The 14,497-nt window shown below is 40.8% G+C and carries 15 protein-coding genes and 1 riboswitch; of the genes, 14 read left to right on the forward strand and 1 reads right to left on the reverse strand.

The features are described from left to right. Positions 1-277: YigZ family protein (locus tag RYK12_RS03945; protein ID WP_314847099.1), on the reverse strand; the 277-nt coding region annotated here is incomplete at its 3' end. Positions 278-333: 56 nt separating this feature from the next. Between RYK12_RS03945 and RYK12_RS03950 the strand changes: the two genes are divergently transcribed. The 14 genes from RYK12_RS03950 to RYK12_RS04015 all read left to right on the forward strand — a co-directional run bounded on the left by RYK12_RS03950 (position 334) and on the right by RYK12_RS04015 (position 14,397). Next, a complete protein-coding gene (locus RYK12_RS03950) occupies positions 334-1,632 on the forward strand; it encodes a DEAD/DEAH box helicase (RefSeq protein ID WP_314847102.1) in 1,299 nt (432 codons plus the stop codon). Next, positions 1,629-2,291, forward strand: coding sequence for a ComF family protein (locus tag RYK12_RS03955; protein WP_314847104.1), 663 nt, complete (start codon positions 1,629-1,631; stop codon positions 2,289-2,291). Before RYK12_RS03950 ends, RYK12_RS03955 begins: the two co-directional genes overlap by 4 nt. A gap of 79 nt (positions 2,292-2,370) precedes the next feature. Next, on the forward strand, positions 2,371-2,919 hold the full coding sequence (gene hpf / locus RYK12_RS03960) for a ribosome hibernation-promoting factor, HPF/YfiA family (protein ID WP_004255322.1): 549 nt from the start codon (positions 2,371-2,373) through the stop codon (positions 2,917-2,919). A gap of 135 nt (positions 2,920-3,054) precedes the next feature. Further along, entirely contained in the window at positions 3,055-5,028 is a 1,974-nt protein-coding gene (locus RYK12_RS03965; protein ID WP_314847106.1) for a DHH family phosphoesterase, read from the forward strand. Further along, the gene (gene rplI / locus RYK12_RS03970) at positions 5,025-5,477 is read left to right on the forward strand and encodes a 50S ribosomal protein L9 (RefSeq protein WP_261089668.1); all 453 of its coding nucleotides are present in this window, start codon (positions 5,025-5,027) and stop codon (positions 5,475-5,477) included. Before RYK12_RS03965 ends, rplI begins: the two co-directional genes overlap by 4 nt. Positions 5,478-5,520: 43 nt before the next feature. Continuing rightward, positions 5,521-6,873 (forward strand): replicative DNA helicase, encoded by a 1,353-nt coding sequence (gene dnaB / locus RYK12_RS03975; protein WP_120770774.1) that lies wholly within the window; start codon positions 5,521-5,523, stop codon positions 6,871-6,873. Between the two features lies 1 nt (position 6,874). Further along, positions 6,875-7,141, forward strand: a complete 267-nt coding sequence (locus RYK12_RS03980; RefSeq protein ID WP_001278169.1) for a Veg family protein — start codon at positions 6,875-6,877, stop codon at positions 7,139-7,141. 89 nt (positions 7,142-7,230) lie between these two features. Beyond that, complete coding sequence (gene cbpD, locus RYK12_RS03985) at positions 7,231-8,349, forward strand: choline binding-anchored murein hydrolase CbpD (protein ID WP_314847111.1); 1,119 nt, start codon at positions 7,231-7,233, stop codon at positions 8,347-8,349. Between the two features lie 81 nt (positions 8,350-8,430). Further along, positions 8,431-8,533: riboswitch (TPP riboswitch) on the forward strand. A 68-nt stretch (positions 8,534-8,601) separates the two neighbouring features. Continuing rightward, positions 8,602-8,892 carry a thiamine-binding protein gene (locus tag RYK12_RS03990; RefSeq protein ID WP_238096023.1) on the forward strand — a complete coding sequence of 97 codons (291 nt, stop codon included), beginning with the start codon at positions 8,602-8,604 and terminating at the stop codon, positions 8,890-8,892. Then, positions 8,855-9,613, forward strand: a complete 759-nt coding sequence (locus RYK12_RS03995) for an ABC transporter permease (protein WP_162489585.1) — start codon at positions 8,855-8,857, stop codon at positions 9,611-9,613. The genes RYK12_RS03990 and RYK12_RS03995 overlap by 38 nt, the downstream gene beginning before the upstream one ends. A 37-nt stretch (positions 9,614-9,650) precedes the next feature. Continuing rightward, the gene (locus RYK12_RS04000; RefSeq protein ID WP_314847116.1) at positions 9,651-10,658 is read left to right on the forward strand and encodes an ABC transporter substrate-binding protein; all 1,008 of its coding nucleotides are present in this window, start codon (positions 9,651-9,653) and stop codon (positions 10,656-10,658) included. Continuing rightward, complete coding sequence (locus RYK12_RS04005) at positions 10,658-11,386, forward strand: ABC transporter ATP-binding protein (protein ID WP_314847117.1); 729 nt, start codon at positions 10,658-10,660, stop codon at positions 11,384-11,386. The genes RYK12_RS04000 and RYK12_RS04005 overlap by 1 nt, the downstream gene beginning before the upstream one ends. Before the next feature lie 118 nt (positions 11,387-11,504). After that, a complete protein-coding gene (locus RYK12_RS04010) occupies positions 11,505-11,963 on the forward strand; it encodes a CtsR family transcriptional regulator (protein ID WP_001211276.1) in 459 nt (152 codons plus the stop codon). Position 11,964: 1 nt separating this feature from the next. Next, entirely contained in the window at positions 11,965-14,397 is a 2,433-nt protein-coding gene (locus RYK12_RS04015) for an ATP-dependent Clp protease ATP-binding subunit (protein ID WP_314847120.1), read from the forward strand. Positions 14,398-14,497: the final 100 nt, after the last annotated feature.

Raw genomic sequence — 14,497 nt, forward strand, 5'->3', positions numbered from 1 at the left:
AGACATTAGTAAGATTGTGATTTTCTAGTACCCCAAGCATGGGAACGCCAGCAGTCCCACTGGGCTCACCATCATCACTTGTACGTTTGATTTCACTACGTTCCCCAATAATGAAGGTAGAGCAGTTATGAGTAGCTTTGTAGTGCTCTTTCTTGATGGCAGTAATGAAGTCACGAGCCCCTTCTTCGCTATAAACACGCTTGGCATGACAGATAAAGCGGGATTTTTTGATTTCTTCTTGGACTTGTCCGTCCTCTTTAATTGTTCTAAATTCCATGATTTAATTGTACTAAAAAATCATCTAAAGCGCTAGATTTTTACGAATAAAGAAGTATGAAAGTAAATCCAAATTATCTCGGTCGGTTGTTTACGGAGAATGAATTAACTAAAGAGGAACGTCAGTTGGCGGAGAAACTTCCAGCAATGAGAAAGGAGAAAGGGAAACTTTTCTGTCAACGTTGTGATAGTGCTATTTTAGATGAATGGTATTTGTCCATCGGTACTTACTATTGTAGGGAGTGTTTACTGATGAAGCGAGTCAGGAGTGATCATGCTTTATACTATTTTCCGCAGGAGGATTTTCCGAAGCAAGATATTCTCAAATGGCGCGGTAAATTAACTCCTTTTCAAGAGAAGGTGTCAGAAGGACTAATTCAAGCTGTAGACAAGCAGGAACCAACCTTGGTACATGCGGTGACGGGAGCTGGAAAGACAGAAATGATTTATCAAGTAGTGGCTAAAGTGATCAATGCGGGTGGTGCAGTATGCTTGGCTAGTCCTCGCATAGATGTTTGTTTGGAGCTGTACAAGCGCCTGCAAGATGATTTTGCTTGCGAGATATCTTTACTACACGGAGAATCAGAGCCGTATTTTCGAACACCACTAGTTGTTGCGACGACCCATCAGTTATTGAAGTTTTATCAAGCTTTTGATTTGCTGATAGTGGATGAAGTAGATGCCTTTCCTTATGTTGACAATCCCACGCTTTACTACGCTGTCAAGAATAGTGTAAAGGAGAATGGCTTGAGAATCTTTTTAACAGCGACTTCGACCGATGAGTTAGATAGGAAGGTCCGTTTAGGAGAACTAAAACGATTGAGCTTGCCAAGACGATTTCATGGAAATCCGTTGATTATTCCTAAACCTGTCTGGTTATCGGATTTTAATCACTGTTTAGAGAAAAATCGGTTGTCACCAAAGTTAAAGTCCTATATTGAGAAGCAGAGAAAGACAGCTTATCCGTTACTCATTTTTGTTTCAGAAATTAAGAAAGGGGAGCAGTTAAAACAAATTTTACAGGAGCAATTTCCAAATGAGAAAATTGGCTTTGTATCTTCTGTAACAGAAGATAGATTGGAGCAGGTACAAGCTTTTCGAGATGGAGAACTGACAATACTTATCAGTACGACAATATTGGAGCGTGGAGTTACCTTCCCTTGTGTGGATGTTTTCGTAGTAGAGGCCAATCATCGCCTTTTTACCAAGTCTAGCTTGATTCAGATTGGTGGACGAGTTGGGCGAAGCATGGATAGACCGACAGGAGATTTGCTTTTCTTCCATGATGGGTTAAATGCTTCAATCAAGAAGGCAATTATGGAAATTCAGCAGATGAATAAGGAGGCGGGTCTATGAAGTGCTTATTGTGTGGGCAGACTATGAAGGCTGTTTTAACTTTTAGTAGTCTCTTACTTCTGAGGAATGATGTCTCCTGTCTTTGTTTAGATTGTGATTCTACTTTTGAGAAAATTGGAGAAGAGAACTGCCCAAACTGTATGAAAACAGGCTTGTCAACTAAGTGTCAAGATTGTCAATTTTGGTGTAAAGAAGGAGTTGAGGTCAGTCATAGAGCGATTTTTATTTACAATCAAGCTATGAAGGATTTTTTCAGTCGGTATAAGTTTGATGGAGACTTCCTTTTAAGAAAAGTTTTTGCTTCAGTTTTAAGTGAGGAGTTAAAAAAGTACAAAGAGTATCAATTTGTTGTAATTCCCCTAAGTCCTGAAAGATTGCTCGAGAGGGGATTTAACCAGGTTGAAGGTTTAGTTGAAGCAGCAGGGTTCTCTTTTCAAGACTTACTAGAGAAGAGAGAAGAGCGGGCCAGTTCTTCCAAAAATCGTTCAGAACGCTTGGCAACAGAACTTCCTTTCTTTATTAAAAGGGGAGTCACTATTCCTAAAAAAGTCCTACTCATAGATGACATTTACACTACTGGAACAACTATAAATCGTGTGAAGAAACTGTTGGAAGAATCTGGTGCTGAGGATGTAAAAACATTTTCCCTTGTAAGATGAGGAAAAAATTTGCAAAAACAAAATGAAAGCGTTATAATGAAATCAGAAAAACAAAAATGTTTAGAAAGAAGGTACTCATATGATTAAATATAGTATCCGTGGTGAAAACCTAGAAGTAACAGAAGCAATTCGTGATTATGTAGTTTCTAAACTCGAAAAGATCGAAAAGTATTTTCAAGCTGAACAAGAGTTGGATGCTCGAGTTAACTTGAAGGTGTATCGTGAAAAAACTGCTAAAGTGGAGGTGACGATTCCGCTTGGTTCAATTACTCTTCGTGCAGAAGATGTGTCTCAAGATATGTATGGTTCAATTGACCTTGTAACCGATAAAATTGAACGTCAGATTCGTAAAAATAAAACAAAAATCGAGCGTAAAAATAAAAACAAGGTAGCAACTAGTCAATTATTTACAGATGCTTTGGTGGAAGATACAAATGTTGTTCAGTCTAGAGTTGTTCGTTCAAAACAAATTGATTTAAAACCAATGGATTTGGAAGAAGCTATTCTACAGATGGATTTGTTGGGACATGATTTCTTTATCTATGTGGATGTTGAAGATCAGACAACCAATGTGATTTATCGTCGTGAAGATGGCGAGATTGGCTTGTTAGAAGTTAAAGAATCTTAATTTCAATATGTGTAAAGGAAGGTTTACTAAATTGTAAACCTCCTTTTTCTTATAATTGATAGAATTACTGATTACACTTTTAAAAAGTCGCTTTTTGGTGGTTATTATGGTATAATGGGTGCCAAGAGGTTTGGAATGAAAAAATTTTATGTAAGTCCTATTTTCCCCTTAATATTAGGAATAGTGGCGTTCGGAGTGCTATCTGTGCAACTTGTTTTTGTAACGAATACACTGGTAACGCTATTTCTTTTGCTACTTATTTTGGGTTCATATATTTTACTATTCATCCATCAGAGAGACTACTACTCAAAGAGTGAAGTAGAACAAATCCAGTATGTAAACCACCAAGCTGAAGATAGTTTGACAACCTTGTTAGAACAGATGCCTGTCGGAGTTATTAAACTAGACTTATCGTCAGGTGAAGTTGAATGGTTCAATCCTTACGCTGAATTGATTTTGACTAATGAAGAGGGAGAGGTTGATATAGCCTTAATTCAGACTATTATCAAGGCTTCTGTGGGGAATCCAGGTTCTTATGCCACCTTGGGTGAGACCCGCTATTCGGTTCATATGGACAAGGCATCTGGGGTTCTTTACTTCTTTGATGTGTCTGGAGAATACGAAGCGACTGTTGAGTTAGTTACGAGTCGACCTGTGATTGGGATTGTCTCTGTTGACAACTACGATGACTTAGAAGATGAAACATCAGAGTCTGATATCAGTCATATCAACAGTTTTGTAGCCAATTTTGTTTCAGAATTTGCTGGGAAGCATGCCATGTTCTCCCGTCGAGTGAGTATGGACCGTTTCTATTTATTTACGGACTACACGGTACTTGAGGGATTGATGAATGATAAATTTTCGGTTATCGATGCTTTCAGAGAAGAGGCGAAACAGAGACAGCTGCCTTTGACCTTAAGTATGGGGTTTTCTTATGGTGATGGAAATCATGATGAAATAGGGAAAGTTGCTTTGCTCAATTTGAACTTGGCTGAAGTGCGTGGTGGCGACCAGGTGGTTGTCAAGGAAAACAACGAAACGAAAAATCCAGTTTATTTTGGTGGTGGATCTGCTGCCTCAATCAAACGTACACGGACTCGTACGCGTGCTATGATGACGGCTATTTCAGATAAGATTCGGAGCGTAGATCAGGTTTTTGTAGTTGGTCACAAAAATCTAGATATGGATGCTCTTGGCTCTGCTGTAGGTATGCAGTTATTTGCCAGCAATGTGATTGAAAATAGCTACGCTCTTTATGATGAAGAACAAATGTCGCCGGATATTGAACGAGCTGTTTCATTCTTAGAAAAAGAAGGAGTTACGAAGTTGTTGTCTGTTAAGGATGCAATGGGGATGGTGACCAATCGTTCTTTGTTGATTCTTGTAGACCATTCAAAGACAGCCTTAACTTTATCAAAAGATTTTTATGATTTATTTACCCAAACCATCGTCATCGATCACCACAGACGGGATCAGGATTTTCCAGATAATGCGGTTATTACTTATATCGAAAGTGGTGCAAGTAGTGCCAGTGAGTTGGTAACGGAATTGATTCAGTTCCAGAATTCTAAGAAAAATCGTTTGAGTCGTATGCAGGCCAGTGTTTTGATGGCTGGTATGATGTTGGATACTAAAAATTTCACCTCACGAGTGACTAGTCGGACATTTGATGTTGCTAGCTATCTCAGAACGAGCGGAAGTGATAGTATTGCTATCCAGGAAATTGCTGCGACAGATTTTGAAGAATATCGTGAGGTCAATGAACTGATTTTACAGGGGCGTAAATTAGGTTCAGATGTATTGATAGCAGAGGCTACGGACTCGAAATGCTATGATACAGTTGTTATTAGTAAGGCAGCAGATGCCCTGTTAGCTATGTCAGGTATTGAAGCGAGTTTTGTTCTTGCGAAGAATACACAAGGATTTATCTCTATCTCAGCTAGCAGTCGTAGTAAATTGAATGTACAACGGATTATGGAAGAGCTGGGAGGTGGAGGCCACTTTAATTTGGCAGCAGCTCAAATTAAGGATGTAACCTTGTCAGAAGCAGGTGAAAAACTGACAGAAATTGTATTAAATGAAATAAAGGAAAAGGAGAAAGAAGAATGAAAGTAATCTTTTTAGCGGATGTTAAAGGAAAAGGTAAAAAAGGCGAAATTAAGGAAGTACCAACAGGGTATGCGCAAAACTTTCTTATCAAAAAGAATCTAGCCAAAGAAGCGACTGCTCAAGCTGTAGGTGAACTTCGTGGTAAACAAAAATCTGAAGAGAAAGCTCACGCTGAGATGATTGCAGAAGCAAAAGAAATTAAAGCCCAACTTGAAGCAGAAGAAACTGTTGTAGAATTTGTTGAAAAAGTTGGTCCAGATGGCCGTACTTTTGGTTCTATTACCAATAAGAAGATTGCAGAAGAATTGCAAAAGCAATTTGGAATTAAGATTGATAAACGTCATATCCAAGTGCAAGCTCCGATTCGGGCAGTTGGTTTGATTGATGTACCAGTGAAAATCTATCAAGATATCACAAGTGTAATCAATCTTCGTGTGAAAGAAGGGTAAATTTACACCTTCTTGACAAGATTGTAAAAGGAAGGGAAGTCTGATGGCAGAAGTAGAAGAGTTACGAGTACAACCTCAAGATATCTTAGCTGAGCAATCCGTTTTGGGGGCTATCTTTATTGACGAGAGTAAGCTTGTTTTTGTGCGAGAATATATTGAGTCTCGGGACTTTTTTAAGTATGCCCATCGTTTGATTTTCCAAGCTATGGTCGATTTATCCGATCGTGGCGATGCTATAGATGCAACAACGGTTCGTACCATTCTTGATAATCAAGGTGATTTACAGAATATTGGTGGTCTTTCTTACCTAGTTGAGATTGTCAATTCTGTGCCAACTTCTGCTAATGCGGAGTACTATGCTAAGATTGTTGCAGAGAAGGCCATGCTACGTCGATTAATCGCCAAGTTGACAGAGTCTGTCAATCAAGCTTACGAGGCTTCGCAACCAGCTGATGAAATCATTGCTCAGGCAGAAAAAGGCCTGATTGATGTCAGTGAAAATGCAAATCGAAGTGGATTTAAGAACATTCGAGATGTGTTGAATATCAACTTTGGAAATCTGGAAGCTCGCTCGCAACAAACGACCGATATTACAGGTATTGCGACAGGTTATCGTGACTTGGATCATATGACGACTGGACTTCATGAGGAGGAGTTGATTATCCTAGCAGCCCGTCCGGCGGTTGGTAAGACGGCCTTTGCCTTGAATATTGCTCAGAATATTGGGACTAAATTGGATAAAACAGTTGCTATTTTTTCACTCGAAATGGGTGCGGAAAGTCTAGTGGACCGTATGTTAGCGGCAGAAGGTTTGGTAGAATCGCATTCTATCCGTACGGGTCAATTGACTGATGAGGAGTGGCAAAAATATACCATTGCTCAAGGGAACCTAGCCAACGCGAGTATCTATATCGATGATACACCAGGGATTCGGATTACAGAGATTCGTTCTCGTTCTCGTAAACTGGCTCAAGAAACTGGAAATCTTGGTTTGATTTTAATAGACTATTTGCAGCTTATCACGGGAACTGGTCGGGAAAATCGTCAACAAGAGGTTTCAGAAATTTCACGTCAGTTGAAAATTTTAGCTAAGGAACTGAAGGTTCCAGTAATCGCTCTAAGTCAGCTTTCTCGTGGTGTAGAACAACGTCAGGATAAGAGACCGGTCTTGTCTGATATTCGTGAATCTGGGTCTATTGAGCAGGACGCTGATATTGTAGCCTTTCTTTATCGCGACGATTACTATGAGCGTGGTGGTGAAGAAGAGGAAGGCATACCAAATAATAAGGTAGAAGTTATTATTGAGAAAAACCGTAGTGGAGCTCGTGGGACGGTGGAATTGATTTTCCAAAAAGAATACAATAAATTTTCAAGTATCTCAAAGAGGGAGGCATAAGATGTCAGATGCATTTACAGATGTAGCCAAGATGAAAAAAATCAAAGAAGAAATCAAGGCACATGAGGGACAAGTCGTAGAAATGACTTTGGAGAATGGTCGTAAGCGCCAAAAAAATAGATTGGGTAAGCTAATTGAGGTTTATCCATCCCTATTTATCGTTGAATTTGGAAACGTTGAAGGAGATAAACAAGCTAATGTTTACGTTGAATCCTTTACTTACTCAGATATCCTTACAGAAAAGAATTTGATTCATTATCTTGACTAAAGTGAGAAATTTTCTCACTTTTTCTTTTTTTCTCCGAATAGTTTAAGTGAAGGTAATCTTCGATTTATATTATTTTTCAAGGAGGAAGAATGAAAATTTCACCATTTAAAGTAGCAGAGACAAGGTTTTCTTTCAGAAAATCAGCTAAAAAGGTTGTTCCCTTTTTAGTAGTAGGATTGATGTTAGCAGCGGGTAATAGTGTATATGCCTATTCCGGAGGAAATGGATCGATTGCGCGTGGGGATGATTATCCTGCTCATTATAAAAATGGGAGTCAGGAGATTGATAAGTGGCGCATGTATTCTCGTCAATGTACTTCTTTTGCAGCTTTTCGTTTGAGTAATGTCAATGGTTTTGAGATTCCGGCTGCTTATGGGAATGCGAATGAATGGGGTTATCGTGCTCGTCGTGAAGGGTATCGTGTCGATAATAGACCAGCGATTGGCTCTATTGCTTGGTCTACTGCAGGAACTTATGGTCATGTTGCTTGGGTGTCAAATGTAATAGGAGATGAGATTGAGATTGAGGAATACAACTATGGAATAAGGGAATCTTACAATAAGCGAGTCGTGAAGGCGAATACTATGACTGGTTTTATTCATTTTAAAGATTTAGCTGGTGACAGTGTTGGGAATAGTCAATCTTCAGTTGCAACAGGAGGAACACATTATTTTAAGACCAAGGCTGCTATCAAAAATCAGCCTCTAGCTAGCGCAACTACGATTGATTACTATTATCCTGGGGAAAATGTTCATTATGATCAAATTCTCGAAAAAGATGGGTACAAGTGGTTGAGTTATACGGCTTATAACGGAAGTCGTCGCTATATCCAGCTAGAGGGAGTAACCTCTTCACAGAATTATCAGACTCAATCAGGAAATAGCTCTAATTATAGCTCAAATAATGGATTGACTATTGGTTGGAAGAAAATAAATGGTAGTTGGTATCATTTCAAATCAAATGGGTCTAAATCAACAGGCTGGCTGAAAGACGGTTCTAGCTGGTATTATTTGAAATCATCTGGTGAAATGCAGACAGGATGGTTAAAGGAAAATGGTCTGTGGTATTATTTGGATAGTTCAGGTGCAATGAAAACGGGCTGGTACCAGGTATCTGGTAAGTGGTATTATTCTTACTCTTCAGGCGCCTTAGCTGTTAATACGACGGTGGATGGCTACAGAGTAAACAGTGATGGAGAACGAGTATAGAAAATGGAAGTAGGAAATTTTTCCTACTTTTTCTGTAAGCAGTTTCCTTGACATTTTTTTTGTTTTGCGCTATCATATGTCCATATAATATATGGGAGTCTGTGTACAGTCTGAGAGGAAGCGTTAAACTTCGACCGCACCTGATCTGGGTAATGCCAGCGTAGGGAACGATACTTAGTCTATTCTTCACCTTTTCCATATATGGTAAAGGTTTTTCTTTTTGTCAAAGGAAAACGAGAAGAGGAGGTTCTTATGAAAGCAAGCATTGCCTTGCAAGTTTTACCCCTATCACAGGGGATTGATCGGATAGCTGTTATTGATCAGGTCATTGCTTATCTACAAGCTCAAGAAGTGACCATGGTAGTGACACCATTTGAAACGGTCTTGGAAGGGGAGTTTGATGAGCTCATGCGCATTCTAAAAGAAGCGCTAAAAGTGGCAGGGCAGGAGGCAGATAATGTCTTTGCCAATGTCAAAATAAATGTAGGAGAGATTTTAAGTATTGATGAGAAACTTGAAAAGTATACTGAGACGACACATTAGTCTATTGGGCTTTCTAGGAGTCTTGTCAATCTGGCAGTTAGCAGGTTTTCTTAAACTTCTCCCCAAGTTTATTCTGCCGACACCTCTTGAAATCCTCCAGTCTTTTGTGCGCGATAGAGAATTTCTCTGGCACCATAGCTGGGCGACCTTGAGAGTGGCTTTACTGGGGCTGGTTCTGGGAGTTTTGATTGCCTGTATCATGGCTGTGCTCATGGACAGTTTGACTTGGCTTAACGATCTGATTTACCCTATGATGGTGGTTGTTCAGACTATCCCGACTATTGCCATAGCCCCTATCCTGGTTTTGTGGCTAGGTTATGGGATTTTGCCCAAGATTGTCTTGATTATCTTGACGACTACCTTTCCTATCATCGTCAGTATTTTGGACGGTTTTAGGCATTGTGATAAGGATATGCTGACCTTGTTTAGTCTGATGCAGGCCAAACCTTGGCAAATCCTGTGGCATTTTAAAATCCCAGTCAGCCTGCCTTACTTTTATGCAGGTCTGAGGGTCAGTGTCTCCTACGCCTTCATCACAACAGTGGTATCTGAGTGGTTGGGAGGCTTTGAAGGACTAGGTGTCTACATGATTCAGTCCAAGAAACTGTTTCAGTATGATACCATGTTTGCTATTATTATTCTGGTATCGATTATCAGCCTTCTGGGTATGAAGTTGGTCGATATCAGTGAAAAATATGTTATTAAATGGAAACGTTCGTAAAATTAGAATGTTTCAAAAAAGAAAAGAGGAAATCAAAATGAAAAAACCATGGAAAGTGTTTTTAACTGTTTTAACAGCTCTTGTAGCTGTTGTACTTGTGGCCTGTGGTCAAGGAACTGCTTCTAAGGATAACAAAGAGGCAGAACTCAAGAAAGTTGACTTTATCCTAGACTGGACACCAAATACCAACCACACAGGGCTTTATGTTGCTAAGGAAAAAGGTTATTTCAAAGAAGCTGGAGTGGATGTTGATTTGAAATTGCCACCAGAAGAAAGTTCTTCTGACTTGGTTATTAATGGTAAGGCACCATTTGCAGTGTATTTCCAAGATTACATGGCTAAGAAGTTAGAAAAAGGAGCAGGAATTACTGCCGTTGCAGCTATCGTAGAGCATAATACATCAGGAATCATCTCTCGTAAACCTGACAATGTAAGCAGTCCAAAGGACTTGGTTGGTAAGAAATACGGTACTTGGAATGACCCAACTGAACTTGCTATGTTGAAAACCTTGGTAGAATCTCAAGGTGGAGACTTTGAGAAGGTTGAAAAAGTACCAAATAACGACTCAAACTCAATCACACCGATTGCCAATGGCGTCTTTGATACTGCTTGGATTTACTACGGTTGGGATGGTATCCTTGCTAAATCTCAAGGTGTAGATGCTAACTTCATGTACTTGAAAGACTATGTCAAGGAGTTTGACTACTATTCACCAGTTATCATCGCAAACAACGACTATCTGAAAGACAATAAAGAAGAAGCACGTAAAGTTATCCAAGCCATCAAAAAAGGCTACCAATATGCCATGGAACATCCAGAAGAAGCTGCAGATATTCTCATCAAGAATGCGCCTGAACTCAAGGAAAAACGTGACTTTGTCATCGAATCTCAAAAATACTTGTCAAAAGAATACGCAAGCGACAAGGAAAAATGGGGTCAATTTGATGCAGCTCGCTGGAATGCCTTCTACAAATGGGATAAAGAAAATGGTATCCTTAAAGAAGACTTGACAGACAAGGGCTTCACCAACGAATTTGTGAAATAATGACAGAAATTAGACTAGAACACGTCAGTTATGCCTATGGTGAGGAGAGGATTTTAGAAGATATCAACCTGCAGGTGACTTCAGGTGAAGTGGTTTCTATCTTAGGCCCAAGTGGTGTTGGTAAGACTACGCTTTTCAACTTAATTGCGGGTATTTTAGAAGTTCAGTCAGGGAGAATTGTCCTTGATGGTGAAGAAAATCCCCAGGGGCGCGTGAGTTATATGTTGCAAAAGGATCTGCTCTTGGAGCACAAGACCGTGCTTGGTAATATCATTCTGCCCCTCTTGATTCAAAAAGTGGATAAGGCGGAAGCCGTTGCCCGAGCGGATGACATTCTTGCGACCTTCCAGTTGACAGCTGTAAGAGATAAATACCCTCATGAACTCAGTGGTGGGATGCGCCAGCGTGTAGCCTTGCTCCGAACCTACCTTTTCGGGCACAAGCTCTTTCTCTTAGACGAGGCCTTCAGCGCCTTGGATGAGATGACTAAGATGGAACTCCACGCTTGGTACCTTGAGATTCACAAGCAGTTGCAACTAACAACCTTGATCATCACGCATAGTATCGAGGAGGCCCTCAGTCTCAGCGACCGCATCTATATCTTGAAAAATCGCCCTGGGCAGATTGTTTCAGAAATTAAACTAGATTGGTCTGAAGATGAGGACAAGGAAGTCCAAAAGATTGCCTACAAACGTCAAATCTTGGCAGAATTAGGCTTAGATAAGTAGAAAAATAGGGAGTTGGTGAAGATTATCCTTTACCAGCGCCCTTTTTCTTTTAAAAATGAGAAAATTTCGGTATAATAGTCAAAGATAGTCAAGGTTTAAAGAGAGAGGTGGGTTTGTTATGAGATTTAAAAATACATCGGATCATATTGAGGCCTACATCAAGGCGATTTTAGATCAATCTGGAATTGTAGAATTGCAACGGAGTCAGTTGGCAGATACTTTTCAGGTTGTTCCCAGTCAGATTAACTATGTGATCAAGACACGCTTTACGGAAAGTAGAGGCTACTTGGTTGAAAGTAAGCGTGGAGGCGGGGGCTACATTCGTATAGGACGGATTGAGTTTTCTAGTCATCATGAAATGCTCAGGGAGCTGCTTTATTCGATTGGTGAGCGAGTTAGTCAAGAAATTTATGAGGATATTCTGCAGCTTTTGGTTGAGCAGGAATTGATGACCAAGCAGGAGATGAATTTGCTAGTATCAGTAGCTTTGGATCGCGTTCTAGGAGAAGAAGCTCCAGCTGTTCGTGCAAACATGCTACGACAGGTCATACAAGAGGTAGATAGAAAAGGGAAGTAAGATGAACTATTCAAAAGCATTGAATGAATGTATCGAAAGTGCCTACATGGTGGCTGGCCATTTTGGAGCTCGTTACCTAGAGTCTTGGCACTTGTTGATTGCCATGTCTAATCACAGTTATAGTGTGGCAGGGGCAACTTTAAATGATTATCCATATGAGATGGACCGTTTAGAAGAGGTCGCTTTGGAACTGACTGAAACGGACTATAGCCAGGATGAAACCTTTACGGAATTGCCGTTCTCCCATCGTTTGCAGGTTCTTTTTGACGAAGCAGAGTATGTAGCGTCAGTGGTCCATGCTAAGGTGCTAGGGACGGAGCACGTCCTTTATGCGATTTTACATGATGGAAATGCCTTGGCGACTCGTATTTTGGAGAGGGCTGGTTTTTCTTATGAAGACAAGAAAGATCAGGTTAAGATTGCTGCCCTACGTCGAAATCTAGAAGAACGTGCAGGCTGGACTCGTGAAGACCTCAAGGCTCTACGCCAACGCCATCGTACAGTAGCTGACAAGCAAAATTCTATGGCCAATATGATGGGCATGCCGCAGACTCCGAGCGGTGGTCTCGAGGACTATACGCATGATTTGACAGAGCAAGCGCGTTCTGGCAAGTTAGAACCGGTCATCGGTCGGGATAAGGAAATCTCGCGTATGATTCAAATCTTGAGCCGTAAGACCAAGAACAATCCTGTCTTGGTTGGAGATGCTGGTGTCGGGAAAACAGCTCTGGCGCTTGGTCTTGCCCAGCGAATTGCTAGTGGGGATGTGCCTGCGGAAATGTCTAAGATGCGCGTGTTAGAGCTTGATTTGATGAACGTTGTTGCAGGTACACGTTTCCGTGGTGACTTTGAAGAACGCATGAATAATATCATTAAGGATATTGAAGAAGATGGCCAAGTGATTCTCTTTATCGACGAACTTCATACTATCATGGGTTCTGGTAGTGGAATTGACTCAACTCTGGATGCGGCCAATATCTTGAAGCCAGCCTTGGCGCGTGGCACCTTGAGAACAGTTGGTGCGACCACTCAGGAAGAATATCAAAAACACATCGAAAAAGATGTGGCCCTTTCTCGTCGTTTCGCCAAAGTGACGATTGAAGAGCCAAGTGTGGCCGACAGTATGGCCATTTTGCAAGGCTTGAAGGCGACTTATGAGAAACATCACCGTGTGCAAATCACAGATGAAGCGGTCAAAACAGCTGTCAAGATGGCGCATCGTTACTTGACTAGTCGCCATTTGCCAGACTCTGCTATCGATCTCTTGGACGAAGCAGCGGCAACAGTGCAAAATAAGGCAAAGCATGTAAAAGCAGACGATTCAGGTTTGAGTCCAGCTGACAAGGCTTTGATAGATGGCAAGTGGAAACAGGCAGCGCAGCTAATCGCAAAAGAAGAGGAAGTGCCTGTCTATAAAGACTTGGTGACAGAGGCTGATATTTTGACTACCTTGAGTCGCTTGTCAGGTATTCCAGTCCAAAAACTGACTCAGACTGATGCTAAGAAATACCTGAATCTGGAAGCTGAATTGCACAAACGTGTCATCGGTCAAGATCAAGCAGTTTCAAGCATTAGCCGTGCCATTCGCCGCAATCAGTCAGGGATTCGCAGTCACAAGCGTCCGATTGGTTCCTTTATGTTCCTAGGACCTACAGGTGTCGGTAAGACCGAATTGGCCAAGGCTTTGGCAGAAGTTCTTTTTGACGATGAATCAGCCCTTATCCGCTTTGATATGAGTGAGTATATGGAGAAATTCGCAGCCAGTCGTCTCAACGGAGCTCCTCCGGGATATGTGGGTTATGAAGAAGGTGGGGAGTTGACCGAGAAGGTTCGCAACAAACCATACTCTGTTCTACTCTTTGATGAGGTAGAAAAAGCCCACCCAGACATCTTTAATGTCCTCTTGCAGGTCTTGGATGATGGTGTCTTGACCGATAGCAAGGGTCGCAAGGTTGACTTTTCAAATACCATTATTATCATGACGTCAAATCTTGGTGCGACAGCCCTTCGGGATGACAAGACTGTCGGATTTGGGGCTAAGGATATTCGTTTTGACCAGGAAAATATGGAAAAACGAATCTTTGAAGAGCTGAAAAAAGCTTATAGACCTGAGTTTATCAACCGTATTGATGAAAAGGTGGTCTTCCATAGCTTATCTAGCGACCATATGCAGGAAGTAGTGAAGATTATGGTCAAACCTTTAGTGGCAAGTTTGGCTGAAAAAGGCATTGACTTGAAATTACAAGCTTCCGCACTGAAATTGCTGGCAAATCAAGGATATGACCCAGAGATGGGAGCTCGTCCACTTCGCAGAACCCTGCAAACAGAAGTGGAAGACAAGTTGGCAGAACTTCTTCTCAAGGGAGAATTAGAGGCAGGCAGCACACTTAAGATTGGTGTCAAAGCAGGCCAGTTAAAATTTGATATTGCATAAAAATGGAGAATCAGGAGCAATCTTGATTCTCTTTTTCGCAACCTTTTTATAAAAAATGATAAAAAACTATTGACAAAACAAAAATATAGTTTATAATAAA

Origin of the sequence: uncultured Streptococcus sp., from assembly GCF_963518475.1 — a bacterium.
In the GTDB taxonomy this organism is placed as follows: Bacteria; Bacillota; Bacilli; order Lactobacillales; family Streptococcaceae; genus Streptococcus.

Excerpts from the sequence above, each read along its gene's own strand:
- RYK12_RS03950 (WP_314847102.1), top strand. The coding sequence starts at position 334 with ATGAAAGTAAATCCAAATTATCTCGGTCGGTTGTTTACGGAGAATGAA.
- RYK12_RS03955 (WP_314847104.1), top strand. The coding sequence starts at position 1,629 with ATGAAGTGCTTATTGTGTGGGCAGACTATGAAGGCTGTTTTAACTTTT.
- hpf (WP_004255322.1), top strand. The coding sequence starts at position 2,371 with ATGATTAAATATAGTATCCGTGGTGAAAACCTAGAAGTAACAGAAGCA.
- RYK12_RS03965 (WP_314847106.1), top strand. The coding sequence starts at position 3,055 with ATGAAAAAATTTTATGTAAGTCCTATTTTCCCCTTAATATTAGGAATA.
- rplI (WP_261089668.1), top strand. The coding sequence starts at position 5,025 with ATGAAAGTAATCTTTTTAGCGGATGTTAAAGGAAAAGGTAAAAAAGGC.
- dnaB (WP_120770774.1), top strand. The coding sequence starts at position 5,521 with ATGGCAGAAGTAGAAGAGTTACGAGTACAACCTCAAGATATCTTAGCT.
- RYK12_RS03980 (WP_001278169.1), top strand. The coding sequence starts at position 6,875 with ATGTCAGATGCATTTACAGATGTAGCCAAGATGAAAAAAATCAAAGAA.
- cbpD (WP_314847111.1), top strand. The coding sequence starts at position 7,231 with ATGAAAATTTCACCATTTAAAGTAGCAGAGACAAGGTTTTCTTTCAGA.
- RYK12_RS03990 (WP_238096023.1), top strand. The coding sequence starts at position 8,602 with ATGAAAGCAAGCATTGCCTTGCAAGTTTTACCCCTATCACAGGGGATT.
- RYK12_RS03995 (WP_162489585.1), top strand. The coding sequence starts at position 8,855 with ATGAGAAACTTGAAAAGTATACTGAGACGACACATTAGTCTATTGGGC.
- RYK12_RS04000 (WP_314847116.1), top strand. The coding sequence starts at position 9,651 with ATGAAAAAACCATGGAAAGTGTTTTTAACTGTTTTAACAGCTCTTGTA.
- RYK12_RS04005 (WP_314847117.1), top strand. The coding sequence starts at position 10,658 with ATGACAGAAATTAGACTAGAACACGTCAGTTATGCCTATGGTGAGGAG.
- RYK12_RS04010 (WP_001211276.1), top strand. The coding sequence starts at position 11,505 with ATGAGATTTAAAAATACATCGGATCATATTGAGGCCTACATCAAGGCG.
- RYK12_RS04015 (WP_314847120.1), top strand. The coding sequence starts at position 11,965 with ATGAACTATTCAAAAGCATTGAATGAATGTATCGAAAGTGCCTACATG.